The sequence below is a fragment of the Paenibacillus agaridevorans genome, from assembly GCF_018604145.1.
In the GTDB taxonomy this organism is placed as follows: Bacteria; Bacillota; Bacilli; order Paenibacillales; family Paenibacillaceae; genus Pristimantibacillus; species Pristimantibacillus agaridevorans.
The window spans coordinates 3,483,821-3,501,481 of record NZ_CP075889.1 but is presented as its reverse complement, the minus strand read 5'-3'; the positions used below and the strand labels follow the sequence as shown (position 1 = coordinate 3,501,481).

Below are 17,661 nucleotides of genomic sequence, written 5' to 3'. Positions count from 1 at the left end.
GAATCTGCTGCGAAGTCTTTGCTGACTGCGCAGCGTGAGATCCACACTTCTTAAACAACGCCTTCCTGACCTCTCCTCAATAACCCACGCTTTTCGCGATACTCACATTATTCCTGGTACTAAAATAGTAACTAATTTTCGTTATAATCTGAATGGAACAGATCCATTTCCTACGCAAGAAACCTATCTAATAAAGCGGTATACGCAATATTCAGCGTTTTTGTGTCAAAGTACTTGAAGACCTTTTTCAATCTCTCTTGTATTATCATGATGTCAACATATCTTTAGACAAGGTGTCGCATACAGACAAGTTGCCGACGACTTCAGAGAGTGTAAATTACGACCAATGCTTTGACGTGCTCTACAATGGCTTGCTAGAAGTTACTTCAGACATATTTCTTACGATTTGCGTTTCGGATAAGGGCAGCAGTGGTATGAAATTATTTGAAAATCGATTGCATCGTTAAAGTCTTCTATCCATAGGTATCAAAATCAGTTATTGGGATTATAAAGGTTGCGAATAGTTCAACCTTTTACTTCCTCAATTACTGTAGGAAATGATATTATTAATATAGAATAATCATAGTGGACATTATATGACAAACGAGGAAGTAAGGTCAGTGAAATTGAAAATTAATATCAACAACTCGATATCTCCGTTACATGATTTATTAAGTAGGATAAAAGAAAATATTTCAAAAAATGCATCGGAAAATAATGAGACTTACAATTTGTATCAAAGTAAGGTGCAAGACTTATCATTGAATAATAATAAGTTAAAAGAAAATGAACTCAGAGTTAATTTTATTAATGAAACTTCTTACTTTGTATTTTTATGTTATCTGTACTCAGGGTTTATTCAATATAAGTTTAATAGGGTAATACCCATTGAGTATCTAGCAAAAAAGTTGGATACTGACATGTTTTATTCATGGTATGAATTAACGGACGAACTTAAAGCTGAAGTTCTCTACTTAATCGATGATAAATTTATCCATTCAATTTCTGAGGATTACATTTCGCAATTTTATGAATCTTTGTTAGATAGAAATGAAAAAAAGAGATTAGGTCAATTTTACACTCCAAAAGAGATTGTTGATTTAATAGTTTATGAAGCAAATATAGATTTTGATGAAGTTGTAATGCATAGGAAGATTATAGATCCTGCTTGTGGGGCTGGAGTGTTTTTAACACGGATAATAAAGAAAATGGAAGAAAAATGTTCAGGTATGGAATTAGTTGAGTATGTATATGAAAATCTGTTTGGTAATGATATCAATCCATTCGCAGTTGTGCTGACCAAGCTTAATTTGACTTTTAGTCTTATAGAACACATTAAGGGAGAAGAAGAGCTACTAATTTTTTTAGAAGAATTTTGTAACTTCCCTAACGTAATTTTACGAAATACATTGATGGATACAGAAAACAGAAATTATGATGTGATTATTGGAAATCCCCCTTACTTTAAAACTACAACTAATAAAGAATTATCATTTTATAGTGAAATAATATACGGGCAACCAAACGTATATGGTTTGTTTTTATATTGGGCGCTTAGACATGTTTCAACAAATGGTATGGTTTCATTCATTATTCCGCAATCTTTTAAATCAGGCTTATATTTTTTGAAGCTTAGAGAGATATTGTCTAAATTAGAGTTAGTATCCCTAATAAGCTTTAAATCAAGAAAAAAAATATTTAAAGATGTTGAACAAGCTGTTGTTATTCTAACAGTAAAAAATTCAATGAGAGCAAAAAAAGATGTGAATGTTATAAGTAAAGTGGACAACCAAGATAAGGAAACAACCTCCTTTCAAACATCTATGGACAATATAATCATGGACAGAAGGTATAATTATTTCATTTTTATACCGAGCACTGATAGTATCTTGGGACTGATTGAAAAAATTTATAATACCTCTACTAATTTAAAAGAAAATGGAGATTATTTATTTGGTACTGGCGCCTTTGTTTGGAATCAACATAAGGATTTATTAATAGAACAAAAAAGTCTAGATACTATTCCGATTGTTTATGCAAGTTATGTTGAAAAATTTAATTTTATTACTAAAGATATTTACAATGAGAAAATAGGTAAGAAGCAATTTGCTTCTAATAGTGATCGTATTGGATCAATGATCTCGACCGGTCAGAAACTTATCGTTCAAAGAACTTCTACTTTTGAAGATTTGCAGCGTATTAAAGCATGCAAATTTAATGATGATTTTATTGTGAATAATTCTCAATATCTATTAGAAAATCATTTAAATTTCTTGTATAAAAAAAACGTCAAATCTCAGGAAGTAGACACAAATGCATTGAACTTCTATCTTGGAATAATTAATTCCAGATTGTTAAATGTACTATTTAGTGTGAAAAATGGAAATACACAAGTGTCTTCGTCTGAACTAAATTTACTTCCAATAGCGAATAGACATCAAGATGCTATAATCGAGGCAGTAAGCCGATTGGAGGGAAATCTTACAAAAACTGCTATCGATATTTTGGACGAGATAGTTTACGAAAACTATGCTCTATCATCTTCTGAGATTGACATAGTGAGAAATTATAGAAGATGATTTGAGTACAAAGGGGGATTGAAAATGAATGCTTTATTTAACTTAACAGTAAGTGCTAGACACGTAGGACAAATGGGCCGTGAACTTATGACTAATTCAGTTACTTCGCTAGTTGAATTAGTAAAAAATTCCTATGATGCTGATGCAGAAGGTGTTAAAATTACTTTTAATAATATTCTAAACGGTGAGCCAAGTATTAGTGTTATCGATACGGGAACGGGTATGACAAGAAAAGATGTGTATAAAAAATGGGCTGTTATTGGAACTAATAATAAATTGAAAAGTTTATATAGCCCAAAGGGAAGGAAACAAGCTGGTAAGAAAGGTATTGGAAGATTTTCAGTTGAGAGTTTGGCGGAAATGGTGGAAATAATTTCATTCCCAGAAAATGAGGATCCATTTAAATTTATCATTAACTGGAACAAGTATGAGGGTTTGGATTTAAATTCATTGAAGCACCGTCTAGAGTTATTAAAAAAAGACAGTAATGATAAAGATAGTGCACATTTTTTAAAGAGACAAATTGAATTTATCTTACTTAATCATAAAGTTCCAAGTGAAATACATAATCTTGTTTTGGAAAAAATGGATTCAAAATCACTAAATTATAAAATGTTTCTAAATAATAAAGAACTTTATGAATTTATCGGGGATAGGTTATTAGATAAACTTAAAGAATATGAAGAAAATAACGAAGATGATGATAAAATTGAGGAGATTGGACATGAAATAGAAGAATTATCTACTGAAGAAGAAATGCTGAATAAAAAACTATTAGCTGATTTTCACCAAAGAGTAAATGTTAGTAAGGATAGACCAACCGGATTAATTATTAAACTTAATTATTTACGACATGAATGGACATTAAAAGATATAAATAAAGTGAAAAAAGAAATGAGACTGCTAGTTTCTCCTCAAATTTATGAGAATAATATTTTTCAACCTGTGATTGATGCAAAAGAGTTCAATCTTGATGATGATTTAATTATTAATAATATCCTTGATTTATATACAGTTAAAATAGATGCAGAAGTATCGGATAATGGGAAACTAATAAAGATTTCTTATCGAAAACGAGATGGGACAATACTTCCGTTTGAGTTTGTACAGGACAGAGCTCTTTTGTGTGGAGATGTTAAATTAACACTATATCAGTTTCTAATAGAAGCACCTTCACTAAAAGATGAGAGTATTAATTTTGCGCAAGCAAGAGATATTTTAAAAGAATATTGTGGAGTGAAAATATATAGAGATGGTTTCAGAGTGAAACCATACGGTGAAGTAGGAAATGATTGGTTGCTATTAGATAATGTTAAAATTAAAGATACCCACGGCTTTAGAATAGGTAATAATCAGGTGATTGGTACAATACTATTAACTGAAAGAGATAATCCGGCATTAATTGATGCAACAAATAGAGAAGGGATTATTGAAAATACAGCTTTTGAAGATTTGAGATATTTTGTTCTGGAGTGTACAAATCTTATATCTACTCAACGTTATAAGGATATTCAAGATGATAAGAATATTGACTCTCTTCCAAAACTTGAAAAGAAAAAGGATTTATACGATGCCGCTCTTACCAAAGAAGAGCTGGAAAGAAACAAACAAAGACAAGAAATAATTAATCAGAACTTAAGGCAAATAGAAAAAGCAATTCCTGATATCCAGACAAGAAAAGAAGTAATAAGTATAGCAAACACATTAATTGAGAAGACCCATGACGATCTTAATTTTTATAGGGAAGCAATTAAAAGTCATAATGAAACTTACACAAAAGCTATTGATCTGATAGAATCGAAACAGACTGAGGTTGACATTTACAAAAATTTGGCAACCCTTGGTATCTTGACGGGCTCTTTTGGTCATGAAACAGCTGATATAATAAATCGTATATATAATGGGATTAGCTTTGTAAATCATAAAATAAGTGACGACATTCAAAAGAACATGTTGAAAACAATAATTAATGATGCAGGACGTTTGAAGGGTTATAGTGAATTGATTATTAATTTCGTAAGAAAAAGCAATAGAAGTACAGCAGAGTATATTTACACGAATGATATTATTCAGAATGTAGTTAATGTGTATAACGGGGTAATAGAATCTCAAAAGATTGAAGTATTGCTCAATCTCTCAGATTATAAAACTAGTTTTAAAATGTACAAAATAGACTTAGAATCAATAATAATAAATCTTTTGACTAATTCGTTCGAGGCGCTTAAACAAACGAAAAATAAAAGAATTAACATAAGAACAGAATTGAAAGAATCGCATTTCGAGTTGTTATTTGAGGACAACGGTAAAGGGATTTCAAAAGGGTACGAAGATATTATCTTTAATCCATTTCATACCTCTAAGGATACGGGCGTAGGATTAGGTTTGACAATAGTCAAAGACATTATAAAAAAGTATAAGGGAACAATTTCAGTTTCAAACTCCCTTGTTCATTATGGAGCATTGTTTAAAATTACTTTCCCTGTGGAGGATTAACATGAAATTAAAAGGGATTTATATTGATGATGATCCTGCAAATATTGATATGTATAGTACTATGCTTGAAGACAGTGAGATTGAATTTATACGAGTTGATCTATTCGATACTCCAAGTGAGTATTACGATTTCATATGTCAAAATGAAGTGGATTTTGTGATAATTGATAGGCATCTTGATAAAGATGGTGCAAAGTATGATGGGTTTAATGTATTAGAAGATATCAGAAAACAAGACCCATATATTCATATCTTATTGCTTACAAACGATACAATTGCACATTCTTCAATTTATTCTGATTTTGATCAAACTGTTAAGAAAGGTGATCTTTTTGAAGAAAGAGAGAATATAATCTCTCGAATAAAAAGATCCCATCTATTGAAACGATCTATAGAAAATACAGAACATGTAAAAGCAGCTTTAAAAGCACAAAAAGAAAACACGGATATTGAAATTAAGAAACTTGAAGAGATTCATGCTACAATAAAAAGCTTACTTCCCAGAGAATAGTTGGAGGTTTCGATGTCACAATTCTTAAGAAAATCAAGAAAAATAAACTATTTCCATAGTAAATGTAAGAAATATTTGCGATTTGATTTTAATTATCGATGTGCGTATTGTGGGCAACACGAATTTGAGAATATTGCATCTTATAATTTTTTTCAAATAGATCATTTCCGACCTAAAAAAAAATTCTCTCATTTGTCGGATATAGATGACTACAATAATTTATACTACTCTTGTAGTATTTGTAATGGAAGATCAGGTAAGAGTGACAATTGGGATGAAAATTTATTAAACCCTTGCATGGTTAATATTTTTGGAGATGAGCACCACATCAAAATTACTCCGGATCTTATAACATTTAAATTAATATCTAATTCTCCTGAAGGCCAAATCTTTATTAATACAATAAAATTGGACAATAGAAAACATAGAGAAATTAGACGAGAAAGACATGCAAGAAATATTTCATTGAATACTGAAAGAGCACTTTTAGAGGAAATGATGAAGGACTTAGAAGCTGTTTTTGAATGTGAAAAAAATGCAAATATGATGTCATATTTGAAACAAAAGCATTCTGAAATTGAATATAGATTAATTGGACCATACTATAAATCTCAGGTTTTTGATGAAGAAGAGATTATCCTGGCTGAAAGACTTAGGGATATTGATACAGGAATTACTTTATCTAAGATTTATGATGAGAATGAATTAGATTATATTTTAGAATATGGACAATACTCAACGAAATGTTATGTCGAATATGTTGAGAAATGTGTATTTAGAAATGGCCGGAAAACGATAAATGTTTTTGGTGATAATGTGACGATTTGGAATCAGGAAATGGGCAAGGTTATTTGTTTACTAGTTAATAAAACAGATGGTACAATATATTACTCTAATCCACCCCAAAGTGGTAATGTTCTTACATTCAATTCGGCAGATGTGATAACAAAAGATACATATAGTATTCTATTTGGTGAATCATTAAATCTTGCTGAACTTCAAGCGGCAGTAGCTTTAAACAGTAGTAAGAAATGTTGAGCTAAAAAGTAGAATTATGTAACAAATTAATATTTGAATATGAAATCTTGCTTGGGATGGTTTTATTGTAAAGATTCAGTTTGGAATGTTATAGCCACGTTCAGCAAGAGAACTAGTAGTTTCATTATGTCATCGTTGTAGACAGACGGGGGCGGCCAATTTCTGGAGACGTCTACGATGGACTGAAGCCAAGCTATCTTCTACTAAAGCCAGTACCTAGTTTCGTATGCAAGAATGAGGACAATCGTATGCAGCTATTTATGGTTGAATTGAGTGATTTTATTTAAATTAGTCCATACGATAGCGAATAATGTGAACCAGGAGCACAGCTTAATCATGGATGGTAGAAAAGGCCAAGGGGAAATAGTGTACTGTCGTGAACTCCTTGGCTATGAGGTAATGGGTAAAATGGTAGCTGATAAATGTTTCTTTTCATCAGCTCGGCGTACTGAGAGAAATACATGAATATAGCCAGAGTTCTTGTCGCCAGGAGAGGAATACACACCGAGTATAAGTTTTACTACGAGAAACAAACTAGTATTTGGACAGTTGTGCGGGATGAAACGGCCATGTTAACAGCCATAGATTGCTGGAAAATATTTATTTTATTTAACATTAAGTTTTGTTAAGCAACCTATTAAAAGTATCCGCGGCAGCTTGATCAGCACTTTGAAGAGCATGACCATAGATATTCATGGTCGTACGAATGTCAGCATGCCCAAGCCGGCTTGCAATAATTTTAGCGTGTACGCCTTGGTTAATTAGTAAAGTTGCTGAAGTATGGCGTAAATCGTGAAATCTAATAGGTTTTAATTCATGTCGTTTTATAAAGCGTGTTAACCACTTGCCTGGTGCAGTATGATAGAATGGTTTACCTGACTCCGAAAAAAAGACAAATAGTTTATCTCCCCCTTTCCACATATCTCCAACCGATTTTTTATATCTCACACATCTTTCATGATAAATCTTTAAATCTTGAATTAACGTAACTGGTATTGTGACTTTACGTCTAGAATTCTTTGTTTTTGGCTCTTTAATTACCGTTTTTCCTTTGCTATGACTAAGTGACTGTGTCACTTGTAAAACAGAGGAATTGAAATCGATATGTCTCCATTCTAAAGCGAGCAGTTCACCCCTACGTAGGCCTGTGGTTAAAGCTAGTGTTACCATGATCCGCCAATGTATTGGCTCATTCTCTAGGGCTTGAAAGAGCTTTGAGGCTTCCTGTTCATCATATACCTCAGATTCACGTTCTTTAATTTTAGGCCTTTTAACAGCGGATACAGGATTGCTAGATATTATTTGCCACTCTACAGCTCTTTCAAATATGTCTTTAAGAACTCTATGAATGAACCGGGTTGTAGTTGTGGATAAACCACCATTCTTACCATCTTTTCGTGCTCCATTACGGGTCAGGGAATCAAGAAAACTAAGGATATACATTGGCTTCACATCCGTCATCTTCATAGATCCAAAAATAGGCAATATGTGATTCTTTAGTAAGTGTTCATAGTTCTCCAAGGTTTTTTGTTCTAGATGCTTTTCTCCATATAGTTCTGTCCATTTCTCAACAAAAATTGAAAATGATATTTTCTGAGGAACAACGTATTGTCCGGATTCGACCTCGGATTGAAATTTGACAAGCTCTTTTTCTGCTTCTCGAATCCCAGATACAGTTACAGTCTTATAGCGCTTAACTCGTTTGCCCAATTCGTCATAGCCAGCTTCTACGATAAGTCTAAAAGAATTCTTACTTCTTTTTTCAATACTAGCCATTTGGATCACCTGTTTAAGTTTTTATTATTATTCTTTCCAAGTTAAATTGGTAGAATACATGCGGTTGAGAGTCAGTTTGGCAAAAAAAGAAAGACAACCCGTTAGAGGTTGTCTTTGCAATCAACAATTTAAGTTTGTCTGGAAGTTATTCAGTCAATAATTGTTTACTTGCAGATATCCTTCAAGACTTTTTATAGTTTTAAGCCTCATCAGTTTCTGTACAATTAATAATGATAATCCACTCTGTATCAACATGTATCCAAAGGCATTTCGCAAACAACGTGCAGTTACAATTTTCTCGATTCCATCTTCCTTAGCAAGTCTTTTAATAAAGGTATTGAGCGTGACTTTATTAAATGGCTTACCATTCATAAAAAACACTTGTTCATTTCCTTTAGATATCCAATCAAGGAAGATAGGGTTGTTTAGATACTGATGTAGAACTTCGACTAAATCATTGGTTATTCGAACTTTCTCCTTATTGGTATCATGCCCCCTATTGAGATAAATTATATTTTGTTCAAGGTCAATCTGGGTGTATGTCAACTGGACGATTTCAGAATTCCTCATCCCAGTTGTCAGCATGGTTAAACAGAGTACATAGCCCATTCTTAATAACTCTTCAGATTGTTTTGCGGTATTCAAAAGGGAGAAGCACTCCTCTTTTGTAAGTACGGATTGATCTATTTTAATATTTGTCATGAAAATCATCCTCTCAAATTGTTTTGAATTATTGTTCAGTTTCTTTTTTTACCGTTGAGGAGAATGGTACTCCATATCCTCAAGTATCTTGGCTAAATCGACAAGTGGAGGTACATATCTTAGTGTTGTACCGACATGTTTATGACGAAGTTGGTGTTGAATATTTACAATATGCATCCCACCCTTTTGCATCAAATAAGCCGCAGTACGCCTAAGATCGTGAGGACGAATAGGCCGTGAAAGTCCAGCAGCAACAGATAACTCGGAAAGTAACCGACGTAATTTTTCTACCGATAGCATCGCCCCCTTTTGGTGAAATAAATATTCATCTCCCCGATTAGCATGCTTCAGGTATTCAGCATGTGTTGTATAACGTTCTAGTTCTGCCGCAAGATCTTGAGGGATAGCGACAGGCCGTTGCTCTGTTTTTTGTCCTTCAAATACCTGTGCAACTCTTGTGTCTAAATGCAGCCGATTACGCCTAAGGTGACGAATCTCAGAAAGACGCAACCCTGTAATGAGTAAGAACCAGATCAGCACAAACTCTTGACGATAGAAGGGATCTCTCCAAAGAGCAGCTTTGAGGACCGCCATACATTCTTCAAGCGATAAAGCGGTGTTTTGAATAGGTGACTCACATTTAGGTCTTGGATAGTTGGTCATAGGGTTTTGCTCGATTAAACCCATGTCCCGGAGAAACTCGAAAAAAAGTTTAAGCATAGTTACGGTAGCAGCTAATCTATTGTCCGTTATTTGCTCATTTTCTTTTAAATGAAGGAAAAAGCGGTCGATGATATGTCGTTGAATAGGAAGGTATCTTCCCGGATGTTCACGGCTGGCATGAAATTGATTGAAATCAAGTTCACCATGAAAGCCTTCCTTCAAGAGGAATGCTTCAAACCTTTTCAATACACCGATGTAACTCTGTTTTGTACTAGCTCTTCGACGGAAGTGTTTACTCCAAACCTGAACGTATACGGAATGCAGCAAAAGTGTCATGTGCGTTCGCCTGCCTTATGAAAAGAGATCACTTGTTTTAAGTTGGGACAAGGGATGTTTGTCAATGGCCTCGACAAGCATGCTATCAAAAAGGTTCAAGTAAATCTCTGTTGAACTGTACCATTTATGACGCATGAGTTTTTTAATGGTATGGATATCTACACCAGACTGAAGCATAAACAAAGCAAACGAATGCCGAAGCGAGTGTATGGTAAGTTGATAGGCTTGTTTTTCTGTTTCAGATATGGTTTTTGCGCTATCCACTAACGAAGCAAACATCTTTTGTACGGTGCTTTCATGCAGGGGAGATATTCCCTTATCATCAGAGAAGATGTATCGCTCCGAATAGTTAGGCTCACTTTTTATACCGGAATAGCGAAAGTTAACATAAGCATTCAGAATGGCCAGAGAAGATTTGGTTATCTTGCTTGGTTGTTTAAATCCTCGCTGTCCCTTTCCACGGACATGAATTTCTTGACGCGAAGAAACAATATCCCTTACTTGCAAATGGATTAACTCGCTTAATCGAATACCTGAGCCAAGGAATGTCCAGAGAATCGTGAAATTTCGGTGAGACTCACGGCCCAGCCTAACCTGACAGATAAGCTCATCCAGTTGCTCTTTTTTAAAAGCACGCGGTTCTCTATTAGGATCGATTCCAAGCGAAAGAATTCTCTTTAGTTTGCCGATGTCACGATTTTGAAAATGAGCACACACTTCACCTAAAAAACTTCTTAAAAAAGCAGCTTTTTTGCTACGCGTATTAAGCTTCTTTGCAGATCCCAAATAATCGTCCAAGAAGATGGCTGAGTCTACATCTTTAAACGTAGTGTTCATCCCTATTACTTGCTCGCAATAGCGTAAAAACAGCCCCATTTCATAGCGATAAGATGTTTGAGAAGTAGCGGCCAAGGTTAGAAACGTATCACTTGACAAGTAATGGGAAGCGGCATCAGAGATTAGAATATCTTCACTGGCAATCGTTGAGGTTTTTCCCGAAGATGGCGCTAGTGATTGGATATGGCGAGCAAAAGCATTCGGTCCAAACTGATCCGCCAATTTCAGTAAAGCATCTTCGAGGGCCAGATCATTTGATACAGTGTCGTCAAACATTGGCATAGCGTTCTTCTCCTTATTCATAACTCAGCAGATTGATTTGATTGATTAAACGTGTATCTTGGTTGGCCATATGGATATACAAACCGACGGTATTTAACATTTGGACACGAGCTAGTTCTTTAATCGTTTGTGGCAGGATCCCCTTCATAGCTAGATTTGTAGTAAAAGTATGTCTAAAGAGATGTACGCCGCCAGGGAACGACCATCCCGCCATCATAGCGTAAAGTTTGTAGTATTCGTAAAATTGATTTTCAATGGTGCGTACGCTCTTGCCAAAAAGGTAAGTCGTTTTAGCGTTGTTATGGCATTCTTGCACGAGTTCATAAAGTTTACCTGCAAGTGGCAAGATGTGAGTTTTCTTACCTTTACTATGAATGACAATGTTATGTGTTGCTAGATTAATGTCTTTCCATTTTATTTTGGCCACTTCGGACAGCCGAAGGCCTAATTCAATCATGAATCGATACCCAAGCTGCTCAAGCTTTGGTTCTTTGGCATATCTATTCACGACTTGCAGGAAAGAATCGATTTGATCTCTAGTTGGAATGTCGCGTGGGTGGTACCGCTCGACTGTTATGGACTCAAATCGATATAGTGGAGGCTCGTATCCAAACCGTTCATTTAAAAAATAGTAGAACGAGCGTATGGCATAGATGCAATGCGTGAATGTAATGGGGCTACAAACCCTATCTTTTACCATTTTTCGTTTGTAGGTTCTGTACATCAACAAGTGTTTATTTTGAATGTGAAACACTGAGATTTCTGCAGGAGACTTGCCCTGAAATTCTTGAACATTCGAACAGAGCCAGTGAAAGCATTGCTGGACATGCGTAATGGAATTTCGAATATGTTTAGGTGAAAAACCCTTACTCTCCATATGCGATTTGTAGTTCAATATTCTCGGATGGAAAGGTTCTTGTTTAGATGTTGAGTGTAATGGAGGTATTTTCTCATTGATGTATCCATTGTGAATGGACAACTTCAATAGAAATTGAAAAAGAGATTTCGAATATCGAATGGCTAAGTGCTCGGTTGCGTAGCGAATGGAACTTGGATCCAGCACATGGTGATTTTGTACCTGGGCTACCGGTATCCGCTGAACTTTAGCGACCAATTGTAACAAGCTTCTTGTCATTTTTAATCGCCTGATAAAGACGTGAGGAGCATTATATATACATGTTTTTAAGTAATCCTGAAGCGTACTTGGTGAAATTTCTCGGAGGACCTTATTCTCCCAAAGCCATTGATTAATGCCCTGGGGACCTAGGCGATCGGTTTCTTCTGTTCCTACATGATCGGAGATGAGCTGATTCGCATACAGTATATTTTCCACCTTCTCCCGAGTGACTTTTCTAATATCATAATCGTCACTGAGACTGGAAAACATACCATCGGGGTCAAGAATCTTTTCGGCAAAAGAAAAATTCTGCGGAAAAGATTCTTGAGGTTTCTTAGGTTGATTTTTTTCATTGCTTCGGTGATTTTCCATCATCAAGCCTCCAATGTATTCTTATACACTGAAGGCTTGACATGATTATCGAAGGTTATTTAAAAGTTAAGTTAACTTTATAAATCGACGCTTATTTGAGGAGAAGATATGAGAAATATTAAGTGGCCTTCCAATGGAGAATGGTCCTGTCTCGATGTTTCAACTCTGCCCAAAGTTTTTTATACCCATTAGGCGTACGATCAAATACTACCCATAAAGATCGTATGTTACGCCTTAGAGGTGTAAACGTCGTTATAACTGCTTTAGTTGAAGGGAAAAACTTGAGGATATTTTTTATTAATGGTTCATCAAAAACAGGGTTGCGAGTTAAATGAAACTCGAAGTATTCATAGTCATGGTATGACTTAACCCAACGGCCTGTTATCTTTTCGGGTTCATCCTCAAATAAGTTAGATGGATTTTGTATCACATACCCAGAGATACTTTTTACTTCTTTACTCTCTGAATTAATGTCTTCAACTTTAATCCATTTTGCTGCTCCATCGATGTAATACTCCATGTAAGTTTTAAAACTTTCCTCGATGGGGCGTTCCTTTAGAATAACTTGCCAGGGGACATTTAACATAATAGCGAGTTTGAAGATACGAAGGTGTTCTTTAGGTTCAAGTACTTCTGTGAGTAGATCCCTTGCTGCAGGTGCGCTCATTCCAAGATGCTCACCGACTTCTTTAAAACCAAGATTAAATGCTTTTGCACAGATATTTCTTTTAAAAGTTATGTCTTTAATTTTCAAGAATGACTCCCATACATCTTTTTTGACTCTGAGTAATTGAATAGTTGATAAATCCTTAATATCTTTTTTTGTTTTTTCAGATTGATTTTTAAAGTAGTTTTCAAAAGTATCTAACCTAGGACTAGTAACTGTAATTTCGGCATTATTTTTTTCTTTGCCATTGTTATTACTTTTACTCATCGATTATCACCCAAAACATCATAATACAATATTGAAGAGATTGCTTACTTATTAAGTTGACTTTAATAATACAACTACTTTTATAGGAATTAGTTTTGAAAATACAAAGTGAACTTAAAATAAGATTTGAGGCCGAATAGTTGGCAATATTATAGAACATCAGCTTCACTCGCTTATTTGTAATGTTGAAAACCTTAATACATATTGTTAATACCATTGCACGAATTTCAAGAGAAAGTTGTTGCCTCAATACGAAAAGGCTACTCTAAGACGAATCGTGGTTGCTTGTAAAAAATAGAACTTTAGTCAATCAGAGAAATAAACTTGTTTTGTTAAAAATCTTTCAACAGTTATTCATAAAGGTATGTGGAGGTGAGACAATGCAAGAATACAATTTGTTAAGGAGGCAATTACTTGAAACTTTATTACAAATGGAAGAAAAGCTTAAAGTTGAAAATGGTAATGATTCCAATCAAAAAATCGGTGATATAGTTAGCAACAATGTAGTGAACTCTTATCCGAACGGATCGACTCTAGATAAGGTGATGTTTTCTGTATTAGAGCTATCAGAGTATCTTGGTGTCTCAACTGACAGCATTTATACAATGGTACGTGAAAATCAGATTCCATTTGTAAGGATTCGGAGAAGAATTCTTTTCTACAGAGAATCAATTAATGCATGGATTTGCTCAAACACCTCCAAAAACTGATATCAAGATTCGGTGTATCAGTAAATTTTAAATAGCCAAAAAGTTCTCTGAAAAGCGAAAACCACAAAACGACTCATTAAATGGATGTATTATCCATTACATTGAGTTGGTTTTGTGGTGGTTGATAGCTATTAGACTACAATAAAACTATCTAGAAGGATACAGGTAAATCCGACCAGCAGGTGCATATCAATACTAAAGTTAAGTTATGAAATAAAGGATATTTCACGGATCATTCCTGAAAAATTCAATCTATTAAAATACTACTCTAAGGCTTTTCATTTTGTTCTTTAAAGCGTTTTATAAAAGCTTGCATTTCTGTGTGGGATCTTGCACGTTCTTCTGGTGGAGTAGGGATAGCTAAAACACCACCATCCTCTTTCTCAATCGGTCCTTGTTTTACTATAGATTTCCGGATCTTTAGTGGTTTTGATTTTTTCAAATGAATCAACTCCTCCGGTAAAGTATATATTCCTCAGCCATAGTAGTTTATCTCTCGAAGTGTTTTTAGTAAATAGCCGAATTGATCATGTGAGATATAGCCATTCCGAGTATATGCTTGAATGATTCGATTGCATTCGATTTCAATTCTTGAAATAAGATCAAGCGGTAATGTTTGTTTATGTCCAGCATTGAGAATTTGTTCAATTATCCCATCAACGACAGAGCTCTTTTGATGGACATGATTAACCGTTTCGTCAATAGCTTGTTTAGGTGGTGGTGAGTTTACTTTCACTATTGCTGCATCAATTTTTGAAGAACAATCTTTGCGAATTTCGTTTATTTGAGATCGAAAAGTAGAAGCAACCGATTCTATATTCTCATGTCTAAACCCTTCATAATACAACCTTAACAAAGTGTTGTCTTTATGGTTTTTCGAACATTGGTATTCGATTAACGAGGAGTTGCTGATATTTTGTCGTCATACTTCCTAAACTTTGAAGTATGCCGCAGTGGTTAAGTTGTTCTAAATAAGAGTAGAAGGTGAAGATATAATTGCCATCATACTGATTGAATTTAGCTGTACGGAGGATCCCTATGGTTCTTAACTTCTTAAAGTTCTCGGTTATATATTCCATCCACAAACGAGGAGGTTTACCCTTCCGAATGAAGTTTTCCCAATTTGAGACTAAAGCGTCATAGATCCATAGCTGCCACAGAGGTCTTGGAGTAACAATTCGATCTGAAAATCGAACATCCATATGAAAAATCCCAGGGAAATTGTTTGGTTCAAGCTTGTGCTTCTTTGTTAGAGCTAAAAATAATTCATTTTCCTTTTGAGTCATGTCATTGCTGAGATTCATTCGTTCAATCATTATGGCTTTGTAATAGTGAACAAGATCACGGTTTCTCTTTTCATTCTCTAACTGTACCCGTTCATTTTCCAACTGACTTTTTAAAAGATTTTCTTTCTCTTTTAATTCTTGAATTTCCCTTAACTTTTTCATTTCCGCTAAAAAATCTTCGTAAGATTTGGACCATAGACGTCCATTATGAATAGTAACGTCTTCCAGAATGGATCTAGATTCGTGCGAACGATATAGATATAATCCATCCAGCCTACCATTTACAATCATATGTATAGATTGTTCATTTATATTCAAATAATTTAATATATTTGTTGATCTGTGTACGGAGGACTCAAGTCCACATAATCTCATTTCATGTACGTTTCTACGAACAATTTCATGGTTTACAATCCAGATATCATGGATTCCTTCACTCTGATATAATTTATGACGCTCCTCCCATATATGGCCTTGTATTTTAGAACATTGAAATTCAATTGCCCACTTGTTCCCATCTGGATGCAGCACGATAATATCCGATCTTTGTCTGGTTTCAGGAATATAGTATTCCATTTCAACTATTAATTCTGGAAACTGCTTTTTAAGCCACAAAAAGAGAAGCAGTTTACCACTGTGATGAGCTTGAGTCTCTGGTTCGGAGTACATATTAGGGTTTGTACATTCTCGGAAGTGCGCAAAATGAGGACGCTTACTACCTGAACGAAAAGTGACTCGGTCGCGACAATCCGGACATATAAGAGATCTATTCTGAGAAAGCGTGCGTATGAAGTCCTCAGCCTCCTCAAATGCATAATATCTCTTGCCATTAATATCCTCAGCTACAAACAAGAAAGATCACCCTATTTCTAGTTTTGTAAATTTGATTTTTCATTCGTCGGGATAATAAATCCATGGCGGTCAAGTTCTTTAGGTATAAAGTGAAGATCAAGGTTATTTATGTGTGCGAAGATATACGAGAAGATTAGCAGATAATTTGCTACAAGTGCGTTTGCTATTACGATGTTTTTACTGCTTGAACCGAAAAGAATGATTTCTGCATTATCTTTGCTGTCAACTTCAAACAAAGATTGCATAGAACCACTCTCTCCATGAGCGTATTCGCTCGTGTGTTTATAAATCGTTATGTATTCTTCTTCAAATGAGAAATGAGGGAAACCGTCAATTTGTTTATTAGGAAATCCGTTTTGAAGTTTTCCAGTTTTATCTAATAGTTGAGCGCGTTTTAATAGTGAACTTTCTTTAGCCCAGAACATTTTATTCCCTGCATGAGGATAATCCAGTTTGAAATTGTCGAAATCCATCACAATGTTTTTGATTGCCTTAGGTTCAAAAAGCTCATCGACCACTTTTCCATTCTTTATCATTCTATTCTTGTAAGCTTCCCAATGTGAATAAACGGAGTATCTCGAAATTTTGTAATAGTCAGCCCATGCATTGCGTTCTACATCAGTGCCGTGAATGTCTTTACAGAGCCATAAGTATGTCATATCAATTAACGACTCCAGAATGGAACGCCCTAAAATTAATGCAGGGCTTCCTAAACCAGATTTAGTAAGCCGATATGACCCTGATCCTAATTGAAAAATGTGTGCCATCATAAATCGACTAATCATTTGTAGTTGGTTAACTTTTGAGATCCTACGGACCTTAATATGGGAAGTCAAAATTTCGCATGTTTGAAGAAGTAAGATTAGATTTTTGTATGAATATGCAGGTGCAAACGATGGATTATTAATTGCATCCAGCTCATTTTTCCAATGATCATAGATTTCTTTTTTTATAATCGAATTTGTCATAGTTCATCTCCCCTATATGAATATCATAGTGTCTCCGCTGTTAAATTTACAAGGGGTTTAAGAGACTAACTGGGAAAAGATCTCTATTTTTTGATCCTTTATTTGGATAGAATTAGCATTCATGATTTGCTCAAAACGGAAAGAGAAAGTGCTTTTTTGGATTGTATCGAGGAGAACAAATTAATTGGTTTCATTGAAAAATACC

The 17,661-nt window shown here is 34.7% G+C and carries 14 protein-coding genes; 5 read left to right on the top strand and 9 right to left on the bottom strand.

Annotation, left to right across the window (positions count from 1 at the left end):
* Positions 1-620 precede the first annotated feature (620 nt).
* From KJW29_RS14855 to KJW29_RS14840, 4 genes are read left to right on the top strand one after another with little or no spacing between them, the layout of a single operon-like run.
* Positions 621-2,579 (top strand): N-6 DNA methylase, encoded by a 1,959-nt coding sequence (locus tag KJW29_RS14855; RefSeq protein WP_214630371.1) that lies wholly within the window; start codon positions 621-623, stop codon positions 2,577-2,579.
* Between the two features lie 24 nt (positions 2,580-2,603).
* Entirely contained in the window at positions 2,604-5,072 is a 2,469-nt protein-coding gene (locus KJW29_RS14850) for a sensor histidine kinase (protein ID WP_214630370.1), read from the top strand.
* A gap of 1 nt (position 5,073) precedes the next feature.
* Positions 5,074-5,583, top strand: a complete 510-nt coding sequence (locus KJW29_RS14845; protein WP_214630369.1) for a response regulator — start codon at positions 5,074-5,076, stop codon at positions 5,581-5,583.
* 12 nt (positions 5,584-5,595) lie between these two features.
* Complete coding sequence (locus tag KJW29_RS14840; RefSeq protein ID WP_214630368.1) at positions 5,596-6,621, top strand: HNH endonuclease; 1,026 nt, start codon at positions 5,596-5,598, stop codon at positions 6,619-6,621.
* A gap of 615 nt (positions 6,622-7,236) precedes the next feature.
* Here KJW29_RS14840 and KJW29_RS14835 read toward each other — a convergent pair.
* The 6 genes from KJW29_RS14835 to KJW29_RS14810 all read right to left on the bottom strand — a co-directional run bounded on the left by KJW29_RS14835 (position 7,237) and on the right by KJW29_RS14810 (position 13,640).
* Complete coding sequence (locus tag KJW29_RS14835) at positions 7,237-8,397, bottom strand: site-specific integrase (RefSeq protein WP_214630367.1); 1,161 nt, start codon at positions 8,395-8,397, stop codon at positions 7,237-7,239.
* A 153-nt stretch (positions 8,398-8,550) separates the two neighbouring features.
* Entirely contained in the window at positions 8,551-9,099 is a 549-nt protein-coding gene (locus KJW29_RS14830) for a tyrosine-type recombinase/integrase (RefSeq protein ID WP_214630366.1), read from the bottom strand.
* A 48-nt stretch (positions 9,100-9,147) separates the two neighbouring features.
* Positions 9,148-10,098 (bottom strand): tyrosine-type recombinase/integrase, encoded by a 951-nt coding sequence (locus tag KJW29_RS14825; RefSeq protein WP_214630365.1) that lies wholly within the window; start codon positions 10,096-10,098, stop codon positions 9,148-9,150.
* A 15-nt stretch (positions 10,099-10,113) separates the two neighbouring features.
* Complete coding sequence (locus KJW29_RS14820) at positions 10,114-11,217, bottom strand: tyrosine-type recombinase/integrase (RefSeq protein ID WP_214630364.1); 1,104 nt, start codon at positions 11,215-11,217, stop codon at positions 10,114-10,116.
* 13 nt (positions 11,218-11,230) lie between these two features.
* Positions 11,231-12,709: a tyrosine-type recombinase/integrase gene (locus tag KJW29_RS14815; protein ID WP_214630363.1), complete on the bottom strand. Its 1,479-nt coding sequence runs from the start codon at positions 12,707-12,709 to the stop codon at positions 11,231-11,233.
* Positions 12,710-12,824: 115 nt separating this feature from the next.
* Complete coding sequence (locus KJW29_RS14810) at positions 12,825-13,640, bottom strand: hypothetical protein (RefSeq protein ID WP_214630362.1); 816 nt, start codon at positions 13,638-13,640, stop codon at positions 12,825-12,827.
* 380 nt (positions 13,641-14,020) lie between these two features.
* Between KJW29_RS14810 and KJW29_RS36650 the strand changes: the two genes are divergently transcribed.
* Complete coding sequence (locus KJW29_RS36650; protein ID WP_343222809.1) at positions 14,021-14,350, top strand: helix-turn-helix domain-containing protein; 330 nt, start codon at positions 14,021-14,023, stop codon at positions 14,348-14,350.
* A gap of 268 nt (positions 14,351-14,618) precedes the next feature.
* Here the strand turns inward: KJW29_RS36650 and KJW29_RS14800 are convergent, their stop codons facing one another.
* The 3 genes from KJW29_RS14800 to KJW29_RS14790 form a co-directional block, all read right to left on the bottom strand.
* Positions 14,619-14,792: a hypothetical protein gene (locus KJW29_RS14800; RefSeq protein ID WP_214630361.1), complete on the bottom strand. Its 174-nt coding sequence runs from the start codon at positions 14,790-14,792 to the stop codon at positions 14,619-14,621.
* A gap of 424 nt (positions 14,793-15,216) precedes the next feature.
* Positions 15,217-16,488 (bottom strand): competence protein CoiA, encoded by a 1,272-nt coding sequence (locus tag KJW29_RS14795; protein ID WP_214630360.1) that lies wholly within the window; start codon positions 16,486-16,488, stop codon positions 15,217-15,219.
* 17 nt (positions 16,489-16,505) lie between these two features.
* Positions 16,506-17,456 (bottom strand): DUF5677 domain-containing protein, encoded by a 951-nt coding sequence (locus tag KJW29_RS14790; RefSeq protein WP_214630359.1) that lies wholly within the window; start codon positions 17,454-17,456, stop codon positions 16,506-16,508.
* Positions 17,457-17,661 lie beyond the last annotated feature (205 nt).

Bases quoted from the DNA above. Each gene is read 5' to 3' on its own strand.
- KJW29_RS14850 (WP_214630370.1), top strand. From the start codon at position 2,604: ATGAATGCTTTATTTAACTTAACAGTAAGTGCTAGACACGTAGGACAA.
- KJW29_RS14845 (WP_214630369.1), top strand. From the start codon at position 5,074: ATGAAATTAAAAGGGATTTATATTGATGATGATCCTGCAAATATTGAT.
- KJW29_RS14840 (WP_214630368.1), top strand. From the start codon at position 5,596: ATGTCACAATTCTTAAGAAAATCAAGAAAAATAAACTATTTCCATAGT.
- KJW29_RS14835 (WP_214630367.1), bottom strand. From the start codon at position 8,397: ATGGCTAGTATTGAAAAAAGAAGTAAGAATTCTTTTAGACTTATCGTA.
- KJW29_RS14830 (WP_214630366.1), bottom strand. From the start codon at position 9,099: ATGACAAATATTAAAATAGATCAATCCGTACTTACAAAAGAGGAGTGC.
- KJW29_RS14825 (WP_214630365.1), bottom strand. From the start codon at position 10,098: ATGACACTTTTGCTGCATTCCGTATACGTTCAGGTTTGGAGTAAACAC.
- KJW29_RS14820 (WP_214630364.1), bottom strand. From the start codon at position 11,217: ATGCCAATGTTTGACGACACTGTATCAAATGATCTGGCCCTCGAAGAT.
- KJW29_RS14815 (WP_214630363.1), bottom strand. From the start codon at position 12,709: ATGATGGAAAATCACCGAAGCAATGAAAAAAATCAACCTAAGAAACCT.
- KJW29_RS14810 (WP_214630362.1), bottom strand. From the start codon at position 13,640: ATGAGTAAAAGTAATAACAATGGCAAAGAAAAAAATAATGCCGAAATT.
- KJW29_RS36650 (WP_343222809.1), top strand. From the start codon at position 14,021: ATGCAAGAATACAATTTGTTAAGGAGGCAATTACTTGAAACTTTATTA.
- KJW29_RS14790 (WP_214630359.1), bottom strand. From the start codon at position 17,456: ATGACAAATTCGATTATAAAAAAAGAAATCTATGATCATTGGAAAAAT.